The sequence below is a fragment of the Gilliamella sp. CG13 genome, from assembly GCF_046635805.1.
GTDB lineage: Bacteria > Pseudomonadota > Gammaproteobacteria > Enterobacterales > Orbaceae > Gilliamella > Gilliamella apicola_I.
In genome coordinates this window covers 116845-138690 of record NZ_JBIDFM010000002.1, presented here as the reverse complement: position 1 = coordinate 138690, position 21846 = coordinate 116845, and the positions used below count along the sequence as shown (strand labels likewise).

At 34.0% G+C, this 21846-nt stretch carries 17 protein-coding genes and 1 other RNA gene; 7 read left to right on the top strand and 11 right to left on the bottom strand.

Translation table 11 applies throughout. The features are described from left to right. Positions 1–376: 376 nt before the first annotated feature. Positions 377–1405 (top strand): beta family protein, encoded by a 1029-nt coding sequence (locus ACGH6R_RS04610; RefSeq protein WP_411599026.1) that lies wholly within the window; start codon positions 377–379, stop codon positions 1403–1405. On the opposite strand, the gene ACGH6R_RS04605 is transcribed toward ACGH6R_RS04610, so the two are convergent. From ACGH6R_RS04605 to ssrA, 3 genes are all read right to left on the bottom strand, one after another. After that, a complete protein-coding gene (locus tag ACGH6R_RS04605; protein ID WP_411599025.1) occupies positions 1385–1972 on the bottom strand; it encodes a sce7726 family protein in 588 nt (195 codons plus the stop codon). The genes ACGH6R_RS04610 and ACGH6R_RS04605 overlap by 21 nt on opposite strands. A gap of 488 nt (positions 1973–2460) precedes the next feature. Further along, positions 2461–2616, bottom strand: coding sequence for an integrase arm-type DNA-binding domain-containing protein (locus tag ACGH6R_RS04600; protein WP_411599024.1), 156 nt, complete (start codon positions 2614–2616; stop codon positions 2461–2463). Between the two features lie 300 nt (positions 2617–2916). After that, positions 2917–3281, bottom strand: a transfer-messenger RNA (tmRNA) gene (gene ssrA / locus ACGH6R_RS04595). 653 nt (positions 3282–3934) lie between these two features. Between ssrA and ACGH6R_RS04590 the strand changes: the two genes are divergently transcribed. From ACGH6R_RS04590 to ACGH6R_RS04580, 3 genes are all read left to right on the top strand, one after another. Further along, entirely contained in the window at positions 3935–4828 is an 894-nt protein-coding gene (locus ACGH6R_RS04590) for a DMT family transporter (RefSeq protein ID WP_267349843.1), read from the top strand. 176 nt (positions 4829–5004) lie between these two features. Beyond that, entirely contained in the window at positions 5005–5694 is a 690-nt protein-coding gene (locus ACGH6R_RS04585) for an HD domain-containing protein (protein WP_267359342.1), read from the top strand. A gap of 68 nt (positions 5695–5762) precedes the next feature. After that, positions 5763–6605 carry an aldo/keto reductase gene (locus ACGH6R_RS04580; RefSeq protein WP_267359344.1) on the top strand — a complete coding sequence of 281 codons (843 nt, stop codon included), beginning with the start codon at positions 5763–5765 and terminating at the stop codon, positions 6603–6605. A gap of 39 nt (positions 6606–6644) precedes the next feature. Here the strand turns inward: ACGH6R_RS04580 and ACGH6R_RS04575 are convergent, their stop codons facing one another. The 7 genes from ACGH6R_RS04575 to ACGH6R_RS04545 all read right to left on the bottom strand — a co-directional run bounded on the left by ACGH6R_RS04575 (position 6645) and on the right by ACGH6R_RS04545 (position 17035). After that, a complete protein-coding gene (locus ACGH6R_RS04575; RefSeq protein WP_411599023.1) occupies positions 6645–7568 on the bottom strand; it encodes an AEC family transporter in 924 nt (307 codons plus the stop codon). Positions 7569–7592: 24 nt separating this feature from the next. Then, positions 7593–10271, bottom strand: a complete 2679-nt coding sequence (gene glnD / locus ACGH6R_RS04570; protein ID WP_411599022.1) for a bifunctional uridylyltransferase/uridylyl-removing protein GlnD — start codon at positions 10269–10271, stop codon at positions 7593–7595. A gap of 69 nt (positions 10272–10340) precedes the next feature. After that, entirely contained in the window at positions 10341–10781 is a 441-nt protein-coding gene (locus tag ACGH6R_RS04565; protein ID WP_411590275.1) for a hypothetical protein, read from the bottom strand. Positions 10782–11071: 290 nt separating this feature from the next. Next, positions 11072–11716, bottom strand: a complete 645-nt coding sequence (locus ACGH6R_RS04560) for a hypothetical protein (RefSeq protein WP_411599021.1) — start codon at positions 11714–11716, stop codon at positions 11072–11074. Positions 11717–11933: 217 nt separating this feature from the next. After that, entirely contained in the window at positions 11934–13064 is a 1131-nt protein-coding gene (gene nrdB / locus ACGH6R_RS04555; RefSeq protein WP_363317376.1) for a class Ia ribonucleoside-diphosphate reductase subunit beta, read from the bottom strand. 138 nt (positions 13065–13202) lie between these two features. Continuing rightward, positions 13203–15488 carry a class 1a ribonucleoside-diphosphate reductase subunit alpha gene (nrdA, locus tag ACGH6R_RS04550; protein WP_411599020.1) on the bottom strand — a complete coding sequence of 762 codons (2286 nt, stop codon included), beginning with the start codon at positions 15486–15488 and terminating at the stop codon, positions 13203–13205. Between the two features lie 209 nt (positions 15489–15697). Then, complete coding sequence (locus ACGH6R_RS04545) at positions 15698–17035, bottom strand: replication-associated recombination protein A (protein WP_411599019.1); 1338 nt, start codon at positions 17033–17035, stop codon at positions 15698–15700. Positions 17036–17211: 176 nt separating this feature from the next. Between ACGH6R_RS04545 and lolA the strand changes: the two genes are divergently transcribed. Further along, positions 17212–17805 carry an outer membrane lipoprotein chaperone LolA gene (lolA, locus tag ACGH6R_RS04540; protein WP_065558834.1) on the top strand — a complete coding sequence of 198 codons (594 nt, stop codon included), beginning with the start codon at positions 17212–17214 and terminating at the stop codon, positions 17803–17805. Positions 17806–17950: 145 nt separating this feature from the next. Here the strand turns inward: lolA and ACGH6R_RS04535 are convergent, their stop codons facing one another. Beyond that, complete coding sequence (locus ACGH6R_RS04535; protein ID WP_267349820.1) at positions 17951–18730, bottom strand: GntR family transcriptional regulator; 780 nt, start codon at positions 18728–18730, stop codon at positions 17951–17953. 687 nt (positions 18731–19417) lie between these two features. Between ACGH6R_RS04535 and ACGH6R_RS04530 the strand changes: the two genes are divergently transcribed. Together ACGH6R_RS04530 and ACGH6R_RS04525 are read left to right on the top strand one after the other, a co-directional pair. Further along, the gene (locus ACGH6R_RS04530; protein WP_267380834.1) at positions 19418–20644 is read left to right on the top strand and encodes an oligosaccharide MFS transporter; all 1227 of its coding nucleotides are present in this window, start codon (positions 19418–19420) and stop codon (positions 20642–20644) included. Between the two features lie 75 nt (positions 20645–20719). Then, positions 20720–21838 carry a glycoside hydrolase family 172 protein gene (locus tag ACGH6R_RS04525; protein ID WP_411599018.1) on the top strand — a complete coding sequence of 373 codons (1119 nt, stop codon included), beginning with the start codon at positions 20720–20722 and terminating at the stop codon, positions 21836–21838. Positions 21839–21846 lie beyond the last annotated feature (8 nt).

Here is a 21846-nt window from a genome sequence, read left to right as displayed (position 1 = left end):
AAATTGAAATTTTTTAATTAAAAATAATGTCATCTCAAGGGAAAATTACATTTTCTGTTGGTGAATGGAAAAGTGGCTTTTAGTGGAAAAATTCGTTTGTTGTTTAACATTTGATTAAGGAACAACTAAATTTTATCTAGATAGAAATTAAAAACAATGAATCATATCGATTAATACAAAATAATAGCAAATAAAATATTGATATTTAAGCATTATTTTTTGCTCATTACTTGGAAGTTTTAAAAGTAGGGAAAATAAAATTCTTATCTGATGCACTAGATTACGAATAATTTATACCGGTATATAATGCTATCAAAACGCTTTGGCGTCTTTTGAAAAAGAAGAATAAATAATACAGATGATATAAGGAGCTAATATGTTTCATGTTGTGAATTTAAAATTAGGAAAAAATGATATTCATGCCTTGATTAATATTGATAAAAATGATAAAAAAAATGTTTTGCCATTTATTAATACAAGGGGAGAATCAAAAAAAGATTATTTGTTTAAGGAATTTCTTCCTAAATGGGGTGAACATCAATTTATGGTTGATGTTTCTCCAATTATCTCAGATATTAATACAGAATACAATATTCATTACGGATTGTTAGATCATAATAATGCTTTTCAACGAAAATTTGATTTTTATGAAAAAATATTAGTTATTAATAAAAATTTAATACCAGTAGTTAGTATTTTAAAAACATCAACAATGAGAGATAATGTTCAGTTTTTCTTGAAATTACAAAATAGACCTTATCAAAAGATAGCATTTCGGCTAATCGATTTATCTAGCAACTCCATTAATAATCTTTTTTCACTACTATCAGTTTCAAGTAACATTAAATCAAATTTAGTTATTTTAGACCTAGGATCAATTGTAGATAATGATATAAACATAATTGAAAATAATTTATCTGAATTATTAGAACAACTCTCGTTATTTTATCCACAAATAGACTTATCAATTATATCGACATCTTTTCCTTCTCAAAAAACTGCAAACAGAGACGTTTGGGAAAAAATACCTAATTTGGATTTACCTTTATATTTTAAGATTAAAAATTCATATCCTAACCTTAATTTAATTTATGGTGATTACGGATCAACTAATCCTATATCGGCGATTGACTATATACCTGGAATGCAAATAATCCCGTGTGTAACTTATTACCATGATTACTTTTGGTATCAAATGAAAACAGGGGCTAGCCACGAATTCTATAAATATATGAATTTAGCGAATTCAATAATTGTGGAACCATTTTATCATGGAACAGACTATAGCTGGGGAGATCAATGTATTTCAGATATTGCAACACAAAAACGCAAGTATGGTAATTCTGGAACTTGGAATGGAATAAGAATAAATCAGCATATAACATCAATAGCTAGAATGCATTAAGTTGGTTTTATTTCCATACCTATATTTGAGTTTTTGCAATACTTTATTTCTAATAATATCAAGAGGGATCTCATAACTGACTCTAGTTCTGACTTCCTTAATTTTTTCTTTTCTAATTATTTTTAAATTGTTTTCAATACATAATTCATCTAGCTCGCTTCGCCAGAGCAAATCTAAAAGATAAAATGCATTGATTTTATTATTTTTTTTCGCTTCTCTAAGAATAGCTAATCCTGTTTTTGTATCATCAACAATAATAATTCCGACTTCTTTTGGAGTTATATTTAAAGATCGCAAAGCATGTTTATTATGGCAACACAACCAAACTGAATCAAAAACTTTCAAATATGCAGAACATTGAGACTCCCATCGAATCAAACTATCAGCTTTGGATTTAATTTCGAAAGCTGTTAGCTTACCATTTGCATATACCAAATCAGCTCTATTTCTTCTTTCCAAAAAACATAATTCATCAATCATAACATCGCTATCTTGATAATCATAAATTGAATTACCACTAGATATCCAATTGATAATATTTTTCTTTATTTGATTAGGACTATTCATAACAAGTTTTATTTACAACAAAAATTAAATTAGTTGATTAATTATTTTAAATGAAATTTTTAATTAAAGCTAATTTAAAAAAAAATCACAATAAATAATTGTATTACTTGCTCCTTTTTCTTGTTCTTCATTTGGATCTAATAGTTTATTCAGAACTTTCTTATAAATAATTTAGTCTTAAATATCAAGATTTAGCCAAATCATTGACTAAAAATCAATTCCACCAAGTTTACTTTTCTAATCTATTTCTACTCGTTCAAGAGAACCAAAATCGCTTTTAGGAAATGAACGATAAACAACTTTATAATTAGGCAATTGGAGAGCAATTTATTGTTTAAAATAATGTATCTTCATGTGATTTCCATTTAACGTATGTATTAATAAATGATATCACTTTAAGTGAAATTTCTAGATCAATAAACTTTTTTCCTCATGATCTAGTGATCATATCGATAATTAATATGAAAATGACAGTCTTACTCTTCTTGCTACGCGATATTGGCTTGTGGATCGATACCTTTTGCTAATAAAGTAAGATAATCATGACGAATACTACGTGAATCGGCGAGCGATATATGAGGATAAGTTGCTAATCCAAGAACAGTTCTTTTTCCAAAATCAGGACGTTGATAACGAAACGCCATAATTTTCTACCTGACGGTTTAATTAACACATAAAGTCCATCACCATCATAGAGTGATAACTCTTTATCAATGGCTCGAGATTTTTGTATTTCACTATTCGATAATGGCTTTGTTGTTTTCCCCCATGACTATCTCCTTTTTGGCATACGAAAAGTATAATCCATATCATGTATGCCAATCAATATGCCAATTTGAGTTAGACTCCCTCGGATTAGTTTGGATAGGGGTGGAGCAAAAATCCATTAATTCTTTATTTTTCAATCAATTAATTGCTTTAATAAACTGCTATGGAACAGTATGTGGTGGAGCTGGCGGGAGTTGAACCCGCGTCCGAAATTTCTACATCCTTGGTACTACATGCGTAGTTTGTCTTTAGATTTCGCCTACCTGCTGCGGACAAACACGCTACCGATAGACTAGCTTGATTAAGTTTAATGCTTCCGCCCCAAGCAAGGCTTCCACACGATCTCGTTTGGGTTTGACTCCTCTTGATCCCCGTCCTACGAGCGGAGGCTAGGGAGAGAAGGCTCTATGCAGGTTATTAAGCTGCTAGTGCGTAGTTTTCGTCGTTTGCGACTATTTTTTTGCGGTTTATTTACGAGGCCTACCGCACCTCGGCATGCACCTTGGGTTTCGCAAATCCCGTCGAATCCAGAATCAGCCCCAATTGTGATAAGTAACGTAATACAATATCGGGACATTATAGGTGAAATCAAGCATGAATACAAGTTAGCTTAGTTTTGGTTAGGCAATCAAATGTTTGTTTTATGATAGTTTTGCTCTTATTAAAAGCGTTAAATAGTTTCATTTGTAAATGTGACTTTATAACTAGCGTTAGAGGGGATGGGTTACAAAGCTGACATGATTAATTAGTGGATGTTGAAAAAGTAAAAAATTTTACTTTTTTTGAAAAAAATTTAATTAAACAAATAAAGATAAATCAAATAATTAAAAATTATTTTAATAAAATTTCAAAAATATCTGAAATTAAATTGAACTTTTTGGGTTTTTGCTTGTCTATATTAACAGATTACGTTTTTTCATTTTTTGCCCTCCACTCGAATTTCGGGTGGATTTTTTTTATCTGTCATCTTTCTTCTTTATATTTACCTATCATTATAACGACTTGAAATTGTTTGCACACAAAAGAGCATAGCGTTAGTATAAGTGCATATTCTTAAATAGCATTATTTTTAACAAAATCAAGTAAGCACTAGACATAATTTTTGTATTATTCCTAATATATTTATCAATGCCTTTAAAAAGTGAGTAAAAATTTACTCAGAAAGGGCTACATTGCTGTAAGATTGAGGTCTTTATGTTATTAACAAAAAGAACACAGGGGCATTTAATTGCATTAATGACTGTGTTTTTTTGGGGAACGACGTTTATTTCCACCAAAACATTATTAATTGAGTTTAAACCGATAGAGATTTTATTTTTTCGTTTTTTACTGGGTTATGTAACGCTCTGGATTCTATGCCCTCGTTTGTTAGTTTGGCAAGGAGTAAAACAAGAGTTCATGTTTTTATGTGCTGGATTATGTGGGATTACCTGTTATTTTTTATGTGAAAATATTGCATTAACCTATACTACTGCTTCAAATGTAGGAATTATCACAACATTAGCCCCCATATTTACTGCGCTATTAGCTATGTTTTTTCTCAAGGCTGAAACACCACCTAAGCGTTTTTACGTTGGTTGTTTATTTGCCTCGATTGGCGTTGGATTAATCTGTTTTAATGGTAAATATGTGCTTGCCATGAATCCGCTTGGTGATCTGCTCGCTATGTTAGCCTGTTTATTTTGGGCATGTTATTCGATTTTAACTAAAAAAAGTAGTCATCGAGGGTATAACACGATTTTATTAACCCGACGATTCTTTTTTTATGGTTTATTGCTCATGCTTCCAGCACTTTATTTATTCGATTTTAAACTAAATTTAGCCCGATTTAGCAATACAACCAATCTATTTAATATCCTGTTTTTAGGCGTAGGGGCATCTGCAATTTGTTTTGTATCTTGGAATTATGCGGTGAAATTAGTGGGGGCTGTAAAGATTAGCATTTATCTCTATCTGGTCCCTGTATTAACGATTATTGGTGCGGTAATTATATTGAATGAGCCGTTTACTTGGCTTGCTGCGTTTGGCACATTATTTACGCTCTGTGGTGTGTTATTATCCGAGCGAAAAGTTAAATTAAAAAGATAGTTTGATTTATATCATTCTATCAAATCAAAAAAGTAGAAAAAAATCGCCTCTTTTTTGTTAACTAAAATTTTAGGTCATCTTAGTTTATTCGCTTATCAATGGCATCAAGCATAATTTGACCTAAATGTTAATCATATCTCAAAATAGTGTCCCACATTAAGGAAGTGATAAATCGAATGAGTCAGGAATCAAAGAAAATGGTCGATCAACAAAAAATTATCAATAATGTTCAAACTTTTGTTAAACAAAAACTTGCTGACGATTTTTCTGGTCATGATATGGCGCATATTGAAAGAGTAGTTAAATTGGCAAAACAAATTTTAAAACATGAGCCAACAGCCAATTACTTTATCGTGATTTTAAGTGCCTATCTTCATGATGTTATCGATGAAAAAGTGGTATCAGATGTGAATCACGCCATGAGTGAGTTACACGATTTTTTAATTCAACAAACGATCAGTCAAAGCGAAATTAAACATATTTTTGACATTATTGAAAATATGTCATATCGAAAAAATCTTACTCAAAAAAAAGAATTGTCGTTAGAAGGGCAAATTGTACAAGATGCAGATCGATTAGATGCCATTGGTGCTATTGGTATCGCTCGGACGTTTTACTATGGGGGTAACAAGCACAATATTATGTATGATCCCACTATATTACCCAGAACATCATTAAATGAAGAAAACTATAAACAACCTAATACAGTAATAAACCATTTTTATGAAAAACTCTTTTTACTCAAAGATAGGATGAATACACAAATTGCTAAAAAAATCGCATTAAAACGTCACGCTATATTGGTTGAGTTTGTGAATCAATTCGAAAAAGATTGGGATGGTGATGAAGAAGAGATAATACTCTAAATTAATTGATAATATCGATATGATCGATATAATTGATCAATAATCTGAATAAAATAGAAGGGGTTATCATGACGATTTCGATCAACAGTAAAGTAATGCTTAGTCATCATGTAGCAATGCAGCAACTCGGTTTTGGCACTTATCAATTAACTGATTTTGATGAATTATCATGTGCAGTAAATGCGGCTATTAATGCGGGATATCGAGCGTTTGATACCGCTCAGCTTTACCAGAACGAAAAGCAACTCGGGCAAATTCTTAAAGATTGCCATGTCGCACGTGATAAATTGTTTATTACCACTAAAATCAATAATAGCAATCAAGGTTATGATAAAACATTAGCGGGTTTTAATCAGTCGCTAAAAGATTTACAGCTTGATTACCTCGATCTTTTTTTAGTTCACTGGCCATTAAGTGACACTTTTTTTGATACATGGAAGGCGTTCGAAAAACTGTATGAAGAAAAGCGTGTGCGGGCAATCGGCGTTTGTAATTTTCAAATCTCGCATTTAGAATTACTCTCAACCAAAGCAAATATTAAACCCATGCTTAATCAAATCGAGATTCATCCTTATTTAACTCAAATCGAATTAGTGGAATATTTACGACAACAAAAGATTGCTATTGAAGCTTGGTCACCGTTGGCTCGTAACAAAGTCATTAATGATCCGCTTCTTATTAAAATTGGTAATAAATATCAGAAATCAGCATCACAAGTGACATTACGCTGGCATATTCAAAATGGTTACATTGTGATCCCTAAATCAGCACATCCGGATCGAATTATGCAGAATGCTAATATTTTTGATTTCGAACTCACTTCAGATGAAATACAAGCGATTAATGGACTTAACCAAAATCAACGCGTAGGGCCGAATCCAGATAACGTTTATCAAAAAAATGGTTTTTGATGGTGAAAGATAAGATCTCTCAGCTCGAGAGATCATGAATCAATATGGGATAGGTGCTCCAACCAAAGATAGAACAATCGGTAGGGTAATTAAACTGATTAAAGTACTGAAAAAAGTGGCACTTGATACAAGTTCAGGGTGTGTGTCAAATTGTACCGACATTAATGTCGTGTTTGCTGCACTTGGCATCGCCGCTAGTACTATTAGCACTTGCTTATATACCGGTGCAATAGGCATGAAGTAGACCATGGCACAAGCAACAATTGGCGATAGAATCATCCGAGTGAGGAGTGCAAAAGATAATTTAGGATAATCCAGTTGGGTGATTTTTATTTTCGCTAATTGCATACCTAATATAATCATAATCACCACGATGGATGCGTCACCAATCATCCCAATGGACGTCATAATCGATTTAGATAAGGGAATGTTACAAAGTTGAAAAAGGATACCTAAAAACGCCCCATACGCCACAGGCATTCGAATAACTTTGTTAAAGACATCTTTTTGCGTAACGATATCATCTCGTGCGCTACCTTTTGCCGCATAATAGATACCAACAGTACTCATGACAAATTGTTGTAGCACCATCATAATTACGCCCAGATCAAATCCTATTGTGCCAAAAAAGACAAGCAATACGGGTGTGCCATAATTACCATTATTCATAAAGCAAGCGCTTAAAATCATTGCACAGCGTTCTTTGCTGGAATATTTCATCAAAATAGACCAAATCGAAATAATGATGACTAGAGCAAAACAGAGACCAAAAATATAGCAAATATAGAATAAGTATTCTGTTGTTAAGGTATGTGTATAAAATGTTTTAAATGCCAAAAAGGGTGAAAGCACATACAGTGACATTTTGGACAGGTTTGCCACATCAAAATGTAATTTTTTCTGCGCAATAAATCCCACCACGAAAATACAAAAAATAGGAAACAAAATAGTAAAAAATTGCATAGTTATTATCTTTAATTTATGTGATTAATTCATTGCATCGAGCGCAACAATGATGGATTGTTTTAGTTTATGACAAGTATCATCATCAAGGGCATGGTTATGTTTGTCGGTCAAAATAAACAGATCCTCGATATGTTCGCCGATAGTGGCAATTTTGGCACTCCTTAAAGATATCTCTAAGTTAGCAAAAACTTCTCCAACACAAGCTAAAAGTCCTGGTCTGTCTAAAGCAATCAATTCCATATAGGTTTGACTTTCGTTAAAGGATGATAAAAAGTTAATTTGTGTCGGCACTGAAAAATAGCGTAATCGTTGTTTAGGCGGTTTTACCGTAACACCTTTATAAGTCGGTTGTTGTAATGTTTTTTCAAGTGCATTTATTATACCTTCATAGCGATCAGATTGAACGGTATTGCCGTTAGGTTCCAGTACAATAAAGGTATCAAGCGCAAATCCTTGTTTATTGGTGATGATAAGCGCTTCAAGTATATTTAAATTGTGCATACTTAAGTTGTTGCAGACGGTAGCAAACAAATAAGGTCGGTCTGGTGAGTAAATAACGATTTCTGTACCACCATGATACGGCGTCGGATTGATCATAACTAGTGTTTGCGTTAAGTCGTGGTTTAACAAATTTTGAGCATGCCACACAATCTGTTCGGTAGTGTAGCGCAAAAAGTAATCAACCCGATAGTTTAGCCAAAGGTTTTTGATGTGTTGCTCATCATAATTTTGAGCGATTAAGATGGATAGTGCTTCTTGCTTGTGTTGACGAGCAATACTCCGCTGTTCCGGTATTTGGTGTATTCCAATATCAAATAAGTGTTCGGCATTAAAATACAGTTGACGTATTAAGCTTTGTTTCCAACTGTTCCAAAGTGTTTCGTTTGTCGCACACACATCAGCAACGGTTAAGCAGAGTAAATATTGAAGGCGACGCCGACTTTTAACTTGTTGAACAAATTCTTGAATCACAGCAGGATCTTGTAAGTCTCGATTTTGTGCCGTGACTGACATCAATAAATGATAGCGTACTAACCAAATAATCAGATCAGTATCTTTTGTTTCAAGCTCATGTAATTGACAAAATTTTTCAACTAATTTAGCACCAATTTCAGAATGATCACCATGTCGACCTTTACCGATATCATGAAATAAACCCGTAATAATTAACAGTTCAGGTTTGGATAATTTAGCAAAAACGTTTGAGCTATTAGGATGCTTTTGTTTCCCTTGTTCTGATTTTAAACTATCAAGCTCTATTAATAATCGTACCGTATGTTCATCAACTGTATAGGTATGAAATAGATCAAATTGCATCATACCAGCGATATGTTTCCAACCAGGTATATAGACCGCTAAAATACCATAACGATGCATGGGTAAAATTGCTTTTGCAATGGCATCCGGATGCTTAATGATTAACATAAATAGTGTTCTGGCTTTAGGGTGTTCACATAATAATGTGGTGAGTTTTCGCCTTGCAGAGCGTAACTGACGAATGGTATTAGAATAGAGACCGATGATTTGAGGATTGAGCAAAATGGTGTAAAACAGTTGCAGTATCATTGTCGGATCTTTTTTAAAGATACTATCATCTTTTACATCAATTAATTTTTCTCGGATTTGAAAGTGCTCATCGATAGCATAGGGTTTATTGCTTGGATTAACTTCAAGAATAGACTCATCAAATAATTGCAGTAACATCTGATTGAGTTCAGTAACGTTGTGTGCAATTCGGTAGTAATCATGCATCATTTGTTCAACAGGTGCATTTCCTTGACCTTGATAGCCTAAAAGCTTGGCGATACTTAATTGACGATCAAAAAGCAATCGGTTGTCATAGCGAGTAATGACACTGTGAAGGGCAAAACGAATACGCCATAAAAATTTACGACAAGTTCTAAATTCGTCTACCTCTTCTGGAGTGAGGTAATGAAAATCAGCAATTTTTTGCAAAAATTCATCGCCAAAGTGACGAATCGCAATCCATTGAATAATTTGCATATCCCGTAGACCGCCCGGACTATTTTTTAAATCAGGTTCAAGATTATAAGTTGTACTGTGATATTGCTGATGCCGGGCTTGTTGTTCGGCAATTTTAGCACGATAAAAAGCAGGAGAAGGCCAAATTTTATCACTAAAAATGTGTTGTCGAAGGGTTTGTAATAATGGATTATTACCCGCAACCCATCTTGATTCAATTAAATTGGTCATGATAGTAATATCGTTTTTAGCTTCTTGCAAACACGTTTTTAGCGTTCTGACACTATGACCTATATCCAAATGAAGATCCCAAAGCAGCCGTACTAACTTGCCGATTTGTTTTTCGATGTCATAATTAAGCGGATAATCACTTAATATCAAAATATCAATATCTGACAAAGGGTGTAGCTCTGCTCGCCCATACCCCCCGACAGCGATTAATGAAATACGATTATTTTTTAAAGTTGATGAAGTTTGATCGGGAATTTGAAAATAACACCATAATCGTGCAAGTAATTTATCGATAAATTGACTGCGTAGATGCACTAATTCATCAATATCTGCATTTTGTTTAAATTGCTTCATCGACCATTGTTGAAATTGGTCAAGGTGTTGTTTGAGAAAGTTAATATTTATCTCAGCATCACTAAAATCAAGTGGTGAAATAGGATAAATTAAATGCACTTGCGTCATGGGAATAAAATTAAGACCATTCAATAATCATATCGTCACCTGATTTTCACAGACTGTCAAGCAACAGTTTAGTTTGTTGCTTGAACTTTTGTTTTAATTTTTTACACGGTCACAATTTATTTCTACATTCATTTTTCGATTTGCGTTTGGAGCATTATCGATAAGAATTTCAGTTAATTCCGTTGTTTTGAATTTGTCCGGTGATAAATAGTTCATGGTCTTTTGCGTTTTTGATGTAACACCATTATTGGATTTTATATCCATTGAATCATTATAATAAGCTTTTAAATTATATGGATAAGATGTATCTGTACCAAAATTGAAAAATAAGGTATTGTCCTTCATAAAATACTTAATCATCCCTTTATCTTGTTTGAGTGGTGCATAGTCAGAAAATTTACCATTTTCCCATTTTGCCTCTTGCCCTGAAAATGTGCAATCCCACTCACCAATAAGCATTTCTTCAGTTACTTTTTTTTCACCACAACCAACCAAAACTAAACCGACAAGACTACTCAATAAAAGTTTTTTCATATTAAAACCTATAATTAATGTAAGTAAAAATGAAGTAAGTTTTTTCAAGATCGATGAATAGTACTGTTTCAAACGTTAGTGCAACTACAATATAACACAGTTTTATTTAATTATGCTTCAAATATTGATAGTAATTAACACGAAAACATTTACTGTTATCTATTATGATTTATACCCCAAAAAAACAACATAATTTCGTCAAGCTAAATAGCAATTCGATAGTTTTTACCTTACATTTTAAATATCATAAACTAAATAAAAGCGTTGATAGGCTTTTATTTTAGTTATAGCTAATTTTTTGTATCGATTGAATCATTAGCATTTTCATAAACTAAAGCGGAACCCTTAGTTAATATTGCAGATACCGAAACATCAGATAATTTTATCGTATGCTGACCTGGTTTTAAATCATACTTAGATACAGGAATCGCATTGTTATCAAGATAGATAGCATAACCAATAATTTGTTGTGCTTGATTCAAATCATTATTGACGTTAATACTGATTGATGTATTGATTTTGCGAAATGTCGAATTTTGGTGATTACTGATCTTTTGTTCTAATTTTTTTGACATTTCAACAACCATACCACCTGACTCGTTATTGCGTATTTGGATATCACCATTACCCGTTTTTCCTCCTACCATAATCGGTATTTCAAATACTGCTTTAGAATCCATTTTTTCTCGATAACATTCAATATATTTTGCATCCGCAAAAATTTTTTGAATTTCATTTTTTGCTTTTATTAACGTGGATGATTCTTGTCGTGAATCTTTAAAGTCAGTACATGATGAAACTTCAATCAATATTTTTGACTGTACGGTTTTTGCTGTTTCACTTTGCACGTCGCTAAGGTTTACTGTCGGTGCTAATTCAACTTTACAACCTGATAGTAACGTAATAGCAATTAAATTTACCATGAATTTATTCATTTTACTTCTTACTTCCTTTTGATTTATTTAACTAATATCGGTTAAATAATACAATTAAAAAGATTATTAATCAAACATTAAGAAATGTAATATAAATTAAAAAAAGAAATTGGATTGTAATTACTTAGATTTGGTTAACCGCTAAAGACAAAACATGCACAGGCTTTAGTACTAAACCTGTGCAAGTCAGGATAGGAAGTTTTAATGACAGCGTAAATTATAAAGTAAAATCACTCAAATCATCTTCATTGATTTCAGAATCAATTTGACCGACTAGATAAGAGCTCATTTCGGCTTCTTGTGGCGCAACTTGAACATTGTCGGATACTAACCAATTATTGATCCATGGAATCGGGTTAGATTTTACCTCGTAAGGCAATTTCAATCCGACCGCTTGCATACGAATATTGGTGATGTATTCAACATATTGACATAAAATATCTTTATTTAAGCCAATCATTGAACCGCCTTCAAATAAGTATGCTGCCCACTCTTTTTCTTGATTCGCTGCTTGTAAAAACAGGTCATAGCAGTCTTGTTCACACTCTTTTGCGATTTCAGCCATTTCAGGATCATCTTCACCACTACGAAGCGTATTAATCATAAATTGAGTTCCCGTTAAGTGAAGGGCTTCATCACGGGCAATGAGTTTGATGATTTTTGCATTTCCTTCCATTAGTTCTCGTTCAGCGAAAGCAAAAGAACAAGCAAAGCTGACATAAAAACGAATGGCCTCAAGGGCATTAACACTCATTAAGCAAAGGTACAGTTTCTTTTTCAATTCACGTAAACTTATGGTAATGGTTTTATTGTTAACTGTGTGTTTACCTTCACCTAATAAGTTGTAATAACTCGCATAGCTAATTAGATCATCATAATAACCCGCAATGTCACCCGCACGTTTTTGGATCTCTTTATTTGTCACAATGTCATCAAATACCACCGAGGGATCATTGACAATGTTACGTATGATGTGTGTGTAAGAACGAGAGTGAATTGTTTCTGAAAACGACCACGTTTCTACCCAAGTTTCAAGTTCAGGAATTGAAATTAAAGGGAGTAAAGCAACGTTTGGACTACGACCTTGAATCGAATCCAATAATGTTTGGTACTTTAAATTACTAATGAAAATATGTTTTTCATGCTCGGGTAGTGCCGCATAGTCAATGCGGTCTTGAGATATATCGACTTCTTCCGGACGCCAAAAAAACGAAAGTTGTTTTTCGATTAATTTTTCGAACATTTCATATTTTTGTTGGTCATAACGCGCCACATTAACCGGTTGACCAAGAAACATGGGTTCTTTAAGCTGATCGTTATGTACATGCGAAAAGGTACTGTAATTCATATTCATAATCGTACTCCTAACTGAATTTAGTTACTTTTACCACTACCTGTCGACAGCGGAAAAGGGGCAATATTGGGGGATCAAAATCCCCCATTGAATGTTTTTAAAGTGATGCTTTGTTTTTGTCTAAAAGGGCAATTAAATTTTACAAGCCCCGCCTTCACAACCGTCATCACTTTCAGTTAGTGCAATATCCCCTTGAATATCTTCCGCCCCATCACGTGTGTTATGGTAGTAGAGTGTTTTGACACCAAATTTATATGCGGTTAATAAATCAGCAAGTAGCTGTTTCATCGGTACTTTGTCATTCGGGAATTTTGTCGGATCATAATTGGTGTTAGCCGAAATTGATTGATCGATAAATTTCTGCATAATACCAACTAATTGTAAATAACCCGTGTTATTAGGAATTTGCCAAAGTAGTTCATAGAAGTTTTTTAAATCTTTATAGTCAGGTACTACCTGCTTTAAGATGCCATCTTTCGATGCTTTAACGCTGACATATCCTCGAGGTGGCTCGATACCATTAGTCGCATTAGATATTTGCGAAGACGTTTCAGAAGGCATTAACGCCGATAAGGTTGAATTACGTAGACCATGAGTTTTAATTGATTCACGCAGTGATTCCCAATCATAATGTAATGGCTCTTTTGTAATGGTATCAAGATCCTTTTTATAGGTATCTATCGGTAATATCCCTTGTGAATAGGTCGTTTCGTTAAATAAGTTACATGCACCTTTTTCTTTCGCTAGGTTATTTGATGCTTTTAAAAGATAATATTGCATCGCTTCAAACGTGCGGTGGGTTAAATTATTAGCGCTGCCGTCTGAATATTTTACCCCATGTTTTGCTAAATAATAGGCATAGTTAATGACACCAATGCCTAATGTACGGCGATTAATGGATGAATTGCGAGCAGCAGGAACAGGGTAATCCTGATAATCAAGCAGTGAATCAAGGGCACGAACCGTTAAATCGGTAAGCTCTTCAAAATCATCTAACGATTGAATTTCACCTAAATTAAAGGCGGACAGTGTACATAGTGCTATTTCACCCTTTTCATCGTTGACATTGTTCAGCGGTTTAGTTGGTAACGCAATTTCCATACATAAATTAGATTGATGTACAGGCGCAAGCTGAGCATTGAATGGACTGTGAGTATTACAGTGGTCAACATTTTGAATATAAATACGTCCAGTTGATGCACGTTCTTGCATTAACAGGGCAAAGAGTTCTACCGCTTTCACTACACGTTTTCGAATGTTTACATCTTGTTCATATTGATGATACAACGCATCGAATTTTGCTTGATCGGCAAAAAACGCCTCGTATAGACCCGGAACATCTGACGGGCTAAAAAGGGTAATGTTTTCGTTTTGGATTAAGCGTTGATACATTAATTTATTAATCTGAACACCATAATCCAAATGTCGAACACGGTTTTCTTCAACACCTCGATTGTTACGTAAAACCAATAGACTTTCGACTTCTAAATGCCAAAGCGGGTAAAATACCGTTGCAGCACCACCACGAACACCGCCTTGTGAACAGGATTTTACCGCTGTTTGAAAATATTTATAGAATGGGATACAACCGGTGTGGAAAGCTTCACCACCACGAATTGAACTACCAAGCGCTCGAATTTTGCCCGCATTAACCCCAATGCCTGCACGTTGTGACACATATTTGACAATTGCGCTTGCCGTCGCATTAATAGAATCTAAGCTGTCATCACATTCGATAAGTACACATGAACTAAATTGGCGTGTTGGGGTGCGAACACCGGCCATAATTGGCGTTGGTAATGAAATTTTAAAAGTTGAGACTGCATCATAAAAGCGTTTGATGTAGCTAAGACGCGTATCTTTAGGGTAATTAGCAAAAAGACAAGCTGCGACTAAAATATATAAAAACTGTGCACTTTCATAAATCTCGCCTGTTACCCGATTTTGAACTAAGTATTTTCCTTCAAGCTGTTTTACTGCTGCGTACGAAAAAGACATATCACGCCAATGATCGATAATTTTATCCATTTGTTCAAACTCTTCTTGCGTATAATCTTCAAGTAAGTGTTTGTCATAACGGTCACTTGCCACTAGTTTTTTTACATGTTCATAAAGTGGTGGAGGAGTAAATTGGTTATACGCTTTTTTACGTAAATGAAAAATGGCTAAACGTGCAGCCAAATATTGATAATCTGGTGAATCTTGCGATATAAGATCGGCGGCAGCTCGAATAATTGTTTCATGAATATCAGATGTTCGGATCCCATCATAAAATTGAATATGTGAACGTAATTCAACTTGAGATACCGAAACATTTTCTAATCCTTCTGCTGCCCATGTAATTACCTTGTGAATTTTATCAAGATTGATAGGTTCTTTCTTACCATCTCGCTTGGTCACAAATATTGATTTATTCATTTTCCATCCAGTTTTATCCCGTTTTTTGTGGAGCTTATCATAATTGATATTTGTCAAAATATACAATATATAGTGCCTATTAATCATTTTATTACTATATATAGTGTATTTATTAGTCAGTTAACATTTTTTTATTTTGTTAACTATCGGTTAGTAAACGTTTTTTTCTGTAATAAAATAAAATGGTTTAGAAAGGTTTTACTTATGAATCATTTTTGTTTTTTATAACGTTGAATTGCGCTTGCTTTATTTTGGGCTTCTAACCATGCAAGTTTATCGGCATAATTTTTTTCTGCACCACGATCAGTTGGTTGATAATATTTACTATCAGCCATTTCAGGCGGAAAATAATTTTCACCTGCTGCAAAAGCATTAGGTTCATCATGTGCATAACGGTATTGTGCTCCATAGCCCAAATTTTTCATTAGACTGGTTGGTGCATTACGTAAATGTTCAGGTACATCATAGTCTGGCTTAGACTGCGCGTCACTCATAGCTTGTTTGAAAGCAAGATAGACGGCGTTACTTTTCGGTGCACAAGCCAAATAAACTATAGCTTGCGCAATGGCGCGTTCTCCCTCGGCGGGGCCAACACGCGTAAAACAATCCCACGCCGCCAATGCAACTTGCATTGCTCTTGGATCGGCGTTCCCGACATCTTCAGAGGCAATTGCCAGTAATCGACGAGCAACATAGAGGGGATCACCACCAGCAGTAATGATTCTTGCATACCAGTATAATGCAGCGTCAGGCGCAGAACCACGAATTGATTTATGGACGGCAGAAATCAAATCATAATATCGGTCACCTTGATTATCGAATCTGGCACTACGCTCACCCATGACTTCTTTGAGTAACGCTGGTGTTAGTTCATTGCCACCGGACATATCCACTAATAATTCAAGTGTATTCAGTGCACGTCTGGCATCCCCTCCAACAAATTCAGCAATCTGTTTTTTTGTTTCTGGTGGTAACACGACATGTTTATTGCCATAACCTCGAACCGGATCATCAATGGCTTGTTGTAAAATATTTTCGATATCGGCATTGGTTAATGATTTGAGTAAATAAACCCTAGCTCGTGATAACAGCGCTGAATTGAGTTCGAATGACGGATTTTCAGTTGTCGCCCCAATAAAAGTAACTGTACCATTTTCAACATAAGGTAAAAATGCATCTTGTTGGCTTTTATTAAAACGATGAACTTCATCAACAAATAAGATCGTGCGGATACCCGCTTGCTGATTGATTTTTGCTCGCTCAATGGCTTCACGAATATCTTTGATTCCGGATGTGACTGCCGAAATTCTTTCGACTTTAGCATGAGCATGATGCGCTATAATTTCAGCTAATGTGGTTTTCCCAGTTCCCGGAGGCCCCCATAAGATCATTGAATGAAGGTTTCCGGCTTCAATGGCTTTCGGTAATGGTTTTCCTGCTCCTAGTAGCTGAGTTTGTCCAATGTATTCTGATAAATTACGTGGACGCATTTTTGCCGCTAAAGGCTGAAATTCATCGGTCGTAAAATCAAATGACATGCTAGGCATAACAGGTGGTATCCAAGTTTGAAAAATTCATTATATTATATACTTGTTAATTGATAAGTGAAAAAGAAAAGAAAATAACTTTTCGAACTTAACGAAAAACGGTAATATTTTGACCTAATCAGATTTACGAACACTATTTAACGCTTTGTTATAGATAAAAAAAGTAAGGATTCGTTATGAAACAATTTTTAGTATTAATGGGATTATTAGTTAGCGTATCCGCTTGGGCAGGTGATAAGGAGGTCTTACAACAGCGTTTAGACAAAGTTGACGGATTTTATGCACGCTTTTCACAAGATGTAAAAACAGCAGATAATCAGCAAGTTCAGGAAGGAAAGGGGGATCTTTGGGTAACAAGACCTTACTATTTCAATTGGAAAATGACAGAGCCAGAGGAAACAACTATTATTTCGGATGGAAGTAATATGTGGGTCTATACGCCAACAGTCGAACAAGTCACGGTGATGGATTTAAAAAAAGCCGTTGATAATCGTTTAATGCTTTTAATTACCGATAGTCATAATCCTATTTGGAACCACTATCAAGTTACACGTAAACAAGATTCATTCACTTTAAAGCCAACAGACAGTTCAAGTCAGAATTTTATCATTTCAGTGTTACCAAGCGGAATGATTTCCAATTTTACGATTATTGAGGAAGATGGACAACGCAGTTTTTATGATCTATCGCACCAAAAACTTGGAAAAGTAGAACTCAGTAAGTTTCATTTTGAACCGCCTTTAGGCATTCAAATTGACGATCAACGATAAGTGATCAATGCATTTAAAGTAATAAAAGTCATTATCGATTATCATTTTGAGCCTTAAACACAAGATAGCGTCAATTAATTTTGCTAAATTTATTTTTAATTAGTTGATAGCTACGAGTGAGTTAAAGCTTGATGATTTGTTTAGTTTAGTCTAATTCATTGTTATTGATACTAATGACGGGATTATCAGAAAATAAATAGTGATCACGTCTTGTTTCAAAATCTTTATTTGCAGCATCAAAAAGTGCTTTTTTAGTGTTTTCTAAATGCTGCCACATCGCTAATTTTGCTGCTTTAGGATCTCGATTAATTAAAGCTTCCAAAATTTGGTTATGTTCATCTGCCCAATTATTAATGGTTTGTTCTGGCATATTTTCATGAAGTTTTTTCCATAAAGGATTTAACGTGCGCTGTTGCCATGTCTCTTCAACAATGATAGTTAAAGCACTGTTACGAGTAATCATGGCAATCTGAGTATGGAATTTAATATCCCAATAGGGATCGCGATGATGATCTTCTTTTTGAGCATTATGTTGAATTTCTAATAATTTAACAATATCTCCCTTGGTGATTTGTGTGGCAGCAAATTCAGCAATATTACTCTCAATAAGTTGGCGTGCTTGCAACAGTTCAAAAGGCCCACTTTTTACAAAATTTAATCCTCCTGAAGTTGATGAAAGGTTTTTAAGCGAGCTATTGCCAATAACGTGGATACCCGATCCTTTACGTGCTTCAACAAAACCTTCAACTTCTAACATGATTATTGCTTCTCTTACGACAGAACGACTAACTTTTAACTCTTCGCACACCAATCTTTCTGAAGGTAATTTGCTTCCTATTGGGTAAATACCGCTAATAATCCGATTTTTTAATTCTGATGCGATGACTTGATAAAGCCTGTGATATTCATTTTGTTTTTCGGTCATAATTTATTTTTTTAAAATACCTAAGTCGTTTAAATATAACCTTAAAATAACATCTAATTGATTAGAGTTAAATAATGTAACTCTAATTTTTTTTATACTATTTTTATCAATTCTTACATAACTGACAAGTCGATAAACCATCTTAAATTGTTGTTATATTTTAGCTATATCATGTGTGTCAACTTTTTAGATTGTCATATATGTTTGAGTTAAATTTGATGTCTTTTTCACTAAATTTATATATCTAATATAGGTTAACTATCTTGCAGTTATAAGTTAGATTTTTTAGGGATACTTAACCGTGTTACATTTTATCGTCTCACGCAAGTTGCTGAATCGACATTCCTCATTTTTTGATCATTTAAAACACAGTTAATGGCGTCTAATTAAAACATTTTTAATCATTCAATGGGTAAACCCACCTTGTTGCGATTTATGAATTAAAAAGTTGTCTGATATCTTGTTTTAAAGTTCAACGTTCAAATTTTTTTGAATTTATCAGCATAATGATTATCTTACTTTTAGATTTACCTATTGTTAACAAAACACCATGATGAATTTTGCTGTTTATTGCAAGTCTTAGAAATAATTTTTGATGTGGATCACATTTATCCAATAAACCCATTAAAGCTAAATTTTTAGCTCTTTATATTCCTTATCAGTGGTTAACTCTTCATAGGATAAATTATGACAAGTGAATTTTATAAAAAACCAACTTATTGGTTTGCTTCCTGTTATAGCTTTATGTATTACGCAGCAGGCAGTTTTGTTTTCTCTTTTTACTCAATTTGGCTTAGTAAAGAGATTGGTTTAACAGCGAAACAAACGGGTATCATTTATTCATTTAACTACTTTATTTCGTTAATTATCATGATTATATATGGTGTTTATCAAGATAAATTAGTCTTAAAAAAACACCTTATTTGGTTTCAAAGTATTATTATCACCTGCGCAGCACCTGCATTAATTTATATTTATGAACCACTTTTAAAGCATAACTTTTATGTTGGTGTGATTTTTGGCAGTTTCTTTTTAGGATTTGGTTGGGTCGCAGGTATGGGATTGATTGATTCATATTGTGAAAAGATTAGTCGGGCGTTTGGATTTGAATTTGGACAATGTCGAACTTGGGGATGTATTGCTTATGCAGTAGGGACTTTTATCGCCGGAATTTTAATAAGTATTAATCCCCATCTTAATTTTTGGGCAGCGTCAATTGTCGGTCTCTGTTTTATGATTTTAAATCTCAATTTTAAACCTGACTTAACTCAATCCTCAAGTGTGGTATTTCAAAAGAAAGAAAAATTGACCTTTAATGAAATCCTTTCTGTGTTTGCGCTCAAAAAGTTTTGGATATTTGTTATTTATGTATTAGGCACTTATAGCCTTTATAATATTTATGATCAGCAACTGTTTCCTGTCTATTTCACACAACAATTTACCGATGTAAATGATGGTTATCATTTATATGGTTTATTAAATTCTTTTCAAGTGTTCTTAGAAGCTGCAGTCATGTTTTGTGTTCCTTTTGTTGTTAATCGAGTTGGCGCAAAAAATGCGCTTATTTTTGCTGCATTTATATCGGCATCACGAATATTTTTAACTGCTCATGTTGATAGCATTGTCATTATATCCATTATTAAGCTGATGCATTGTTTAGAAATTTCAACCATTTTAGTCTCAGTTTTTAAGTATATTGATAACAATTTTAATGCTCGTCTTTCTGCCACTGTTTTCCTGATTGGTTATCAAGTCGCAGGTTCAGTTGGGGTTATTTTGTTCTCAACTTATGTTGGCGACATTTATGATACCGCTGGCGCCGCAACGACGTTTAATAATTTAGGTTTGGTGGTTTTAGGTTTTATGATTTTTGCTATTTTCTTCTTAAGTCGAGACCAAAAAGGGAACACATAAAAAAAAGATTAATAAAAACACATATCTTTTAGACGGTAATAATAAGAATTTATTAAGACATATTAAGGATTAAAAATGAATATATTCAATTCAGTGACACAATTTAACTTTGAACAAACTCGAACTATTTCACCTGAAAATATGACAGGCGAAAAGGGTAAGTCTTGTATGAAAGCGAGTGCTTTAGGCCCTAGCCGTAAAGGACAAGGGTGTATCTCGATTCCCGCAGGGGAAAAAATAACTATTGCAGAAATTAGCGGGCCTGCTGAAATTAGACATATGTGGTTTACCTTAACCGATAGAACACATCGTGGTAGTTTTGTCTTGCGTGATGTGGTTATTCGTATCTACTGGGATGACGAAACAATACCGTCAGTTGAAAGCCCAATTGGTGATTTTTTCTGTAATGGATTTGGAGCAAGATGTGATATCAATTCATTACCGATTGTGGTTAATCCAACAGGGGGATTTAACTGTTATTTTAGAATGCCATTCAATAAAAAAGCCAGAATAGAAATTCACAACGAGCATGAAGCAGATTTACAACATTTCTTTTTCACTATTAATTATGCCATCATGCCAAAACCGTTCGAACAGCCTCTCTATTTTCATGCACAATGGCGTCGTCAGCGTGTAACTCAGTGTGCACAAGATTATGTCATATTAGATAACGTACAAGGTCATGGCTATTATGTGGGGACGTATTTAGCCTTAACCGCTTTAGAACGGTATTGGTGGGGAGAAGGCGAGTTCAAATTTTATCTGGATGATGATAGTGCGTATCCAACACAACATTCAACTGGCTCAGAAGACTATTTTGGTGGGGCATGGGCATTTCATAATCGTGACAGTCAAGGTAAGCCTAAAGCAAAATGTTTTCAAACACTGTTTATGGGCTATCCTTATCAAACTAATCGAGATGCTACACGGGATTTTTTTCAAACAGGTGATTCAAATCCGGTACATGGCTTCGGCGATGATGCACTTCCGATGCATGGTTTATACCGTTGGCATTTACCTGATCCGGTTGCTTTCCATAAAAATATTAAGTTAGCTTTTCAACAGATCGGAAATGATGATATAAGATTGTATGAACGTTGTGATGATATTGCCAGCGTGGCGTATTGGTATCAAAATCCGTCGGAAAATCACAACCCGACTTTTCCCAATAAACAACAACGCACACCACGATAGTCTGGAAG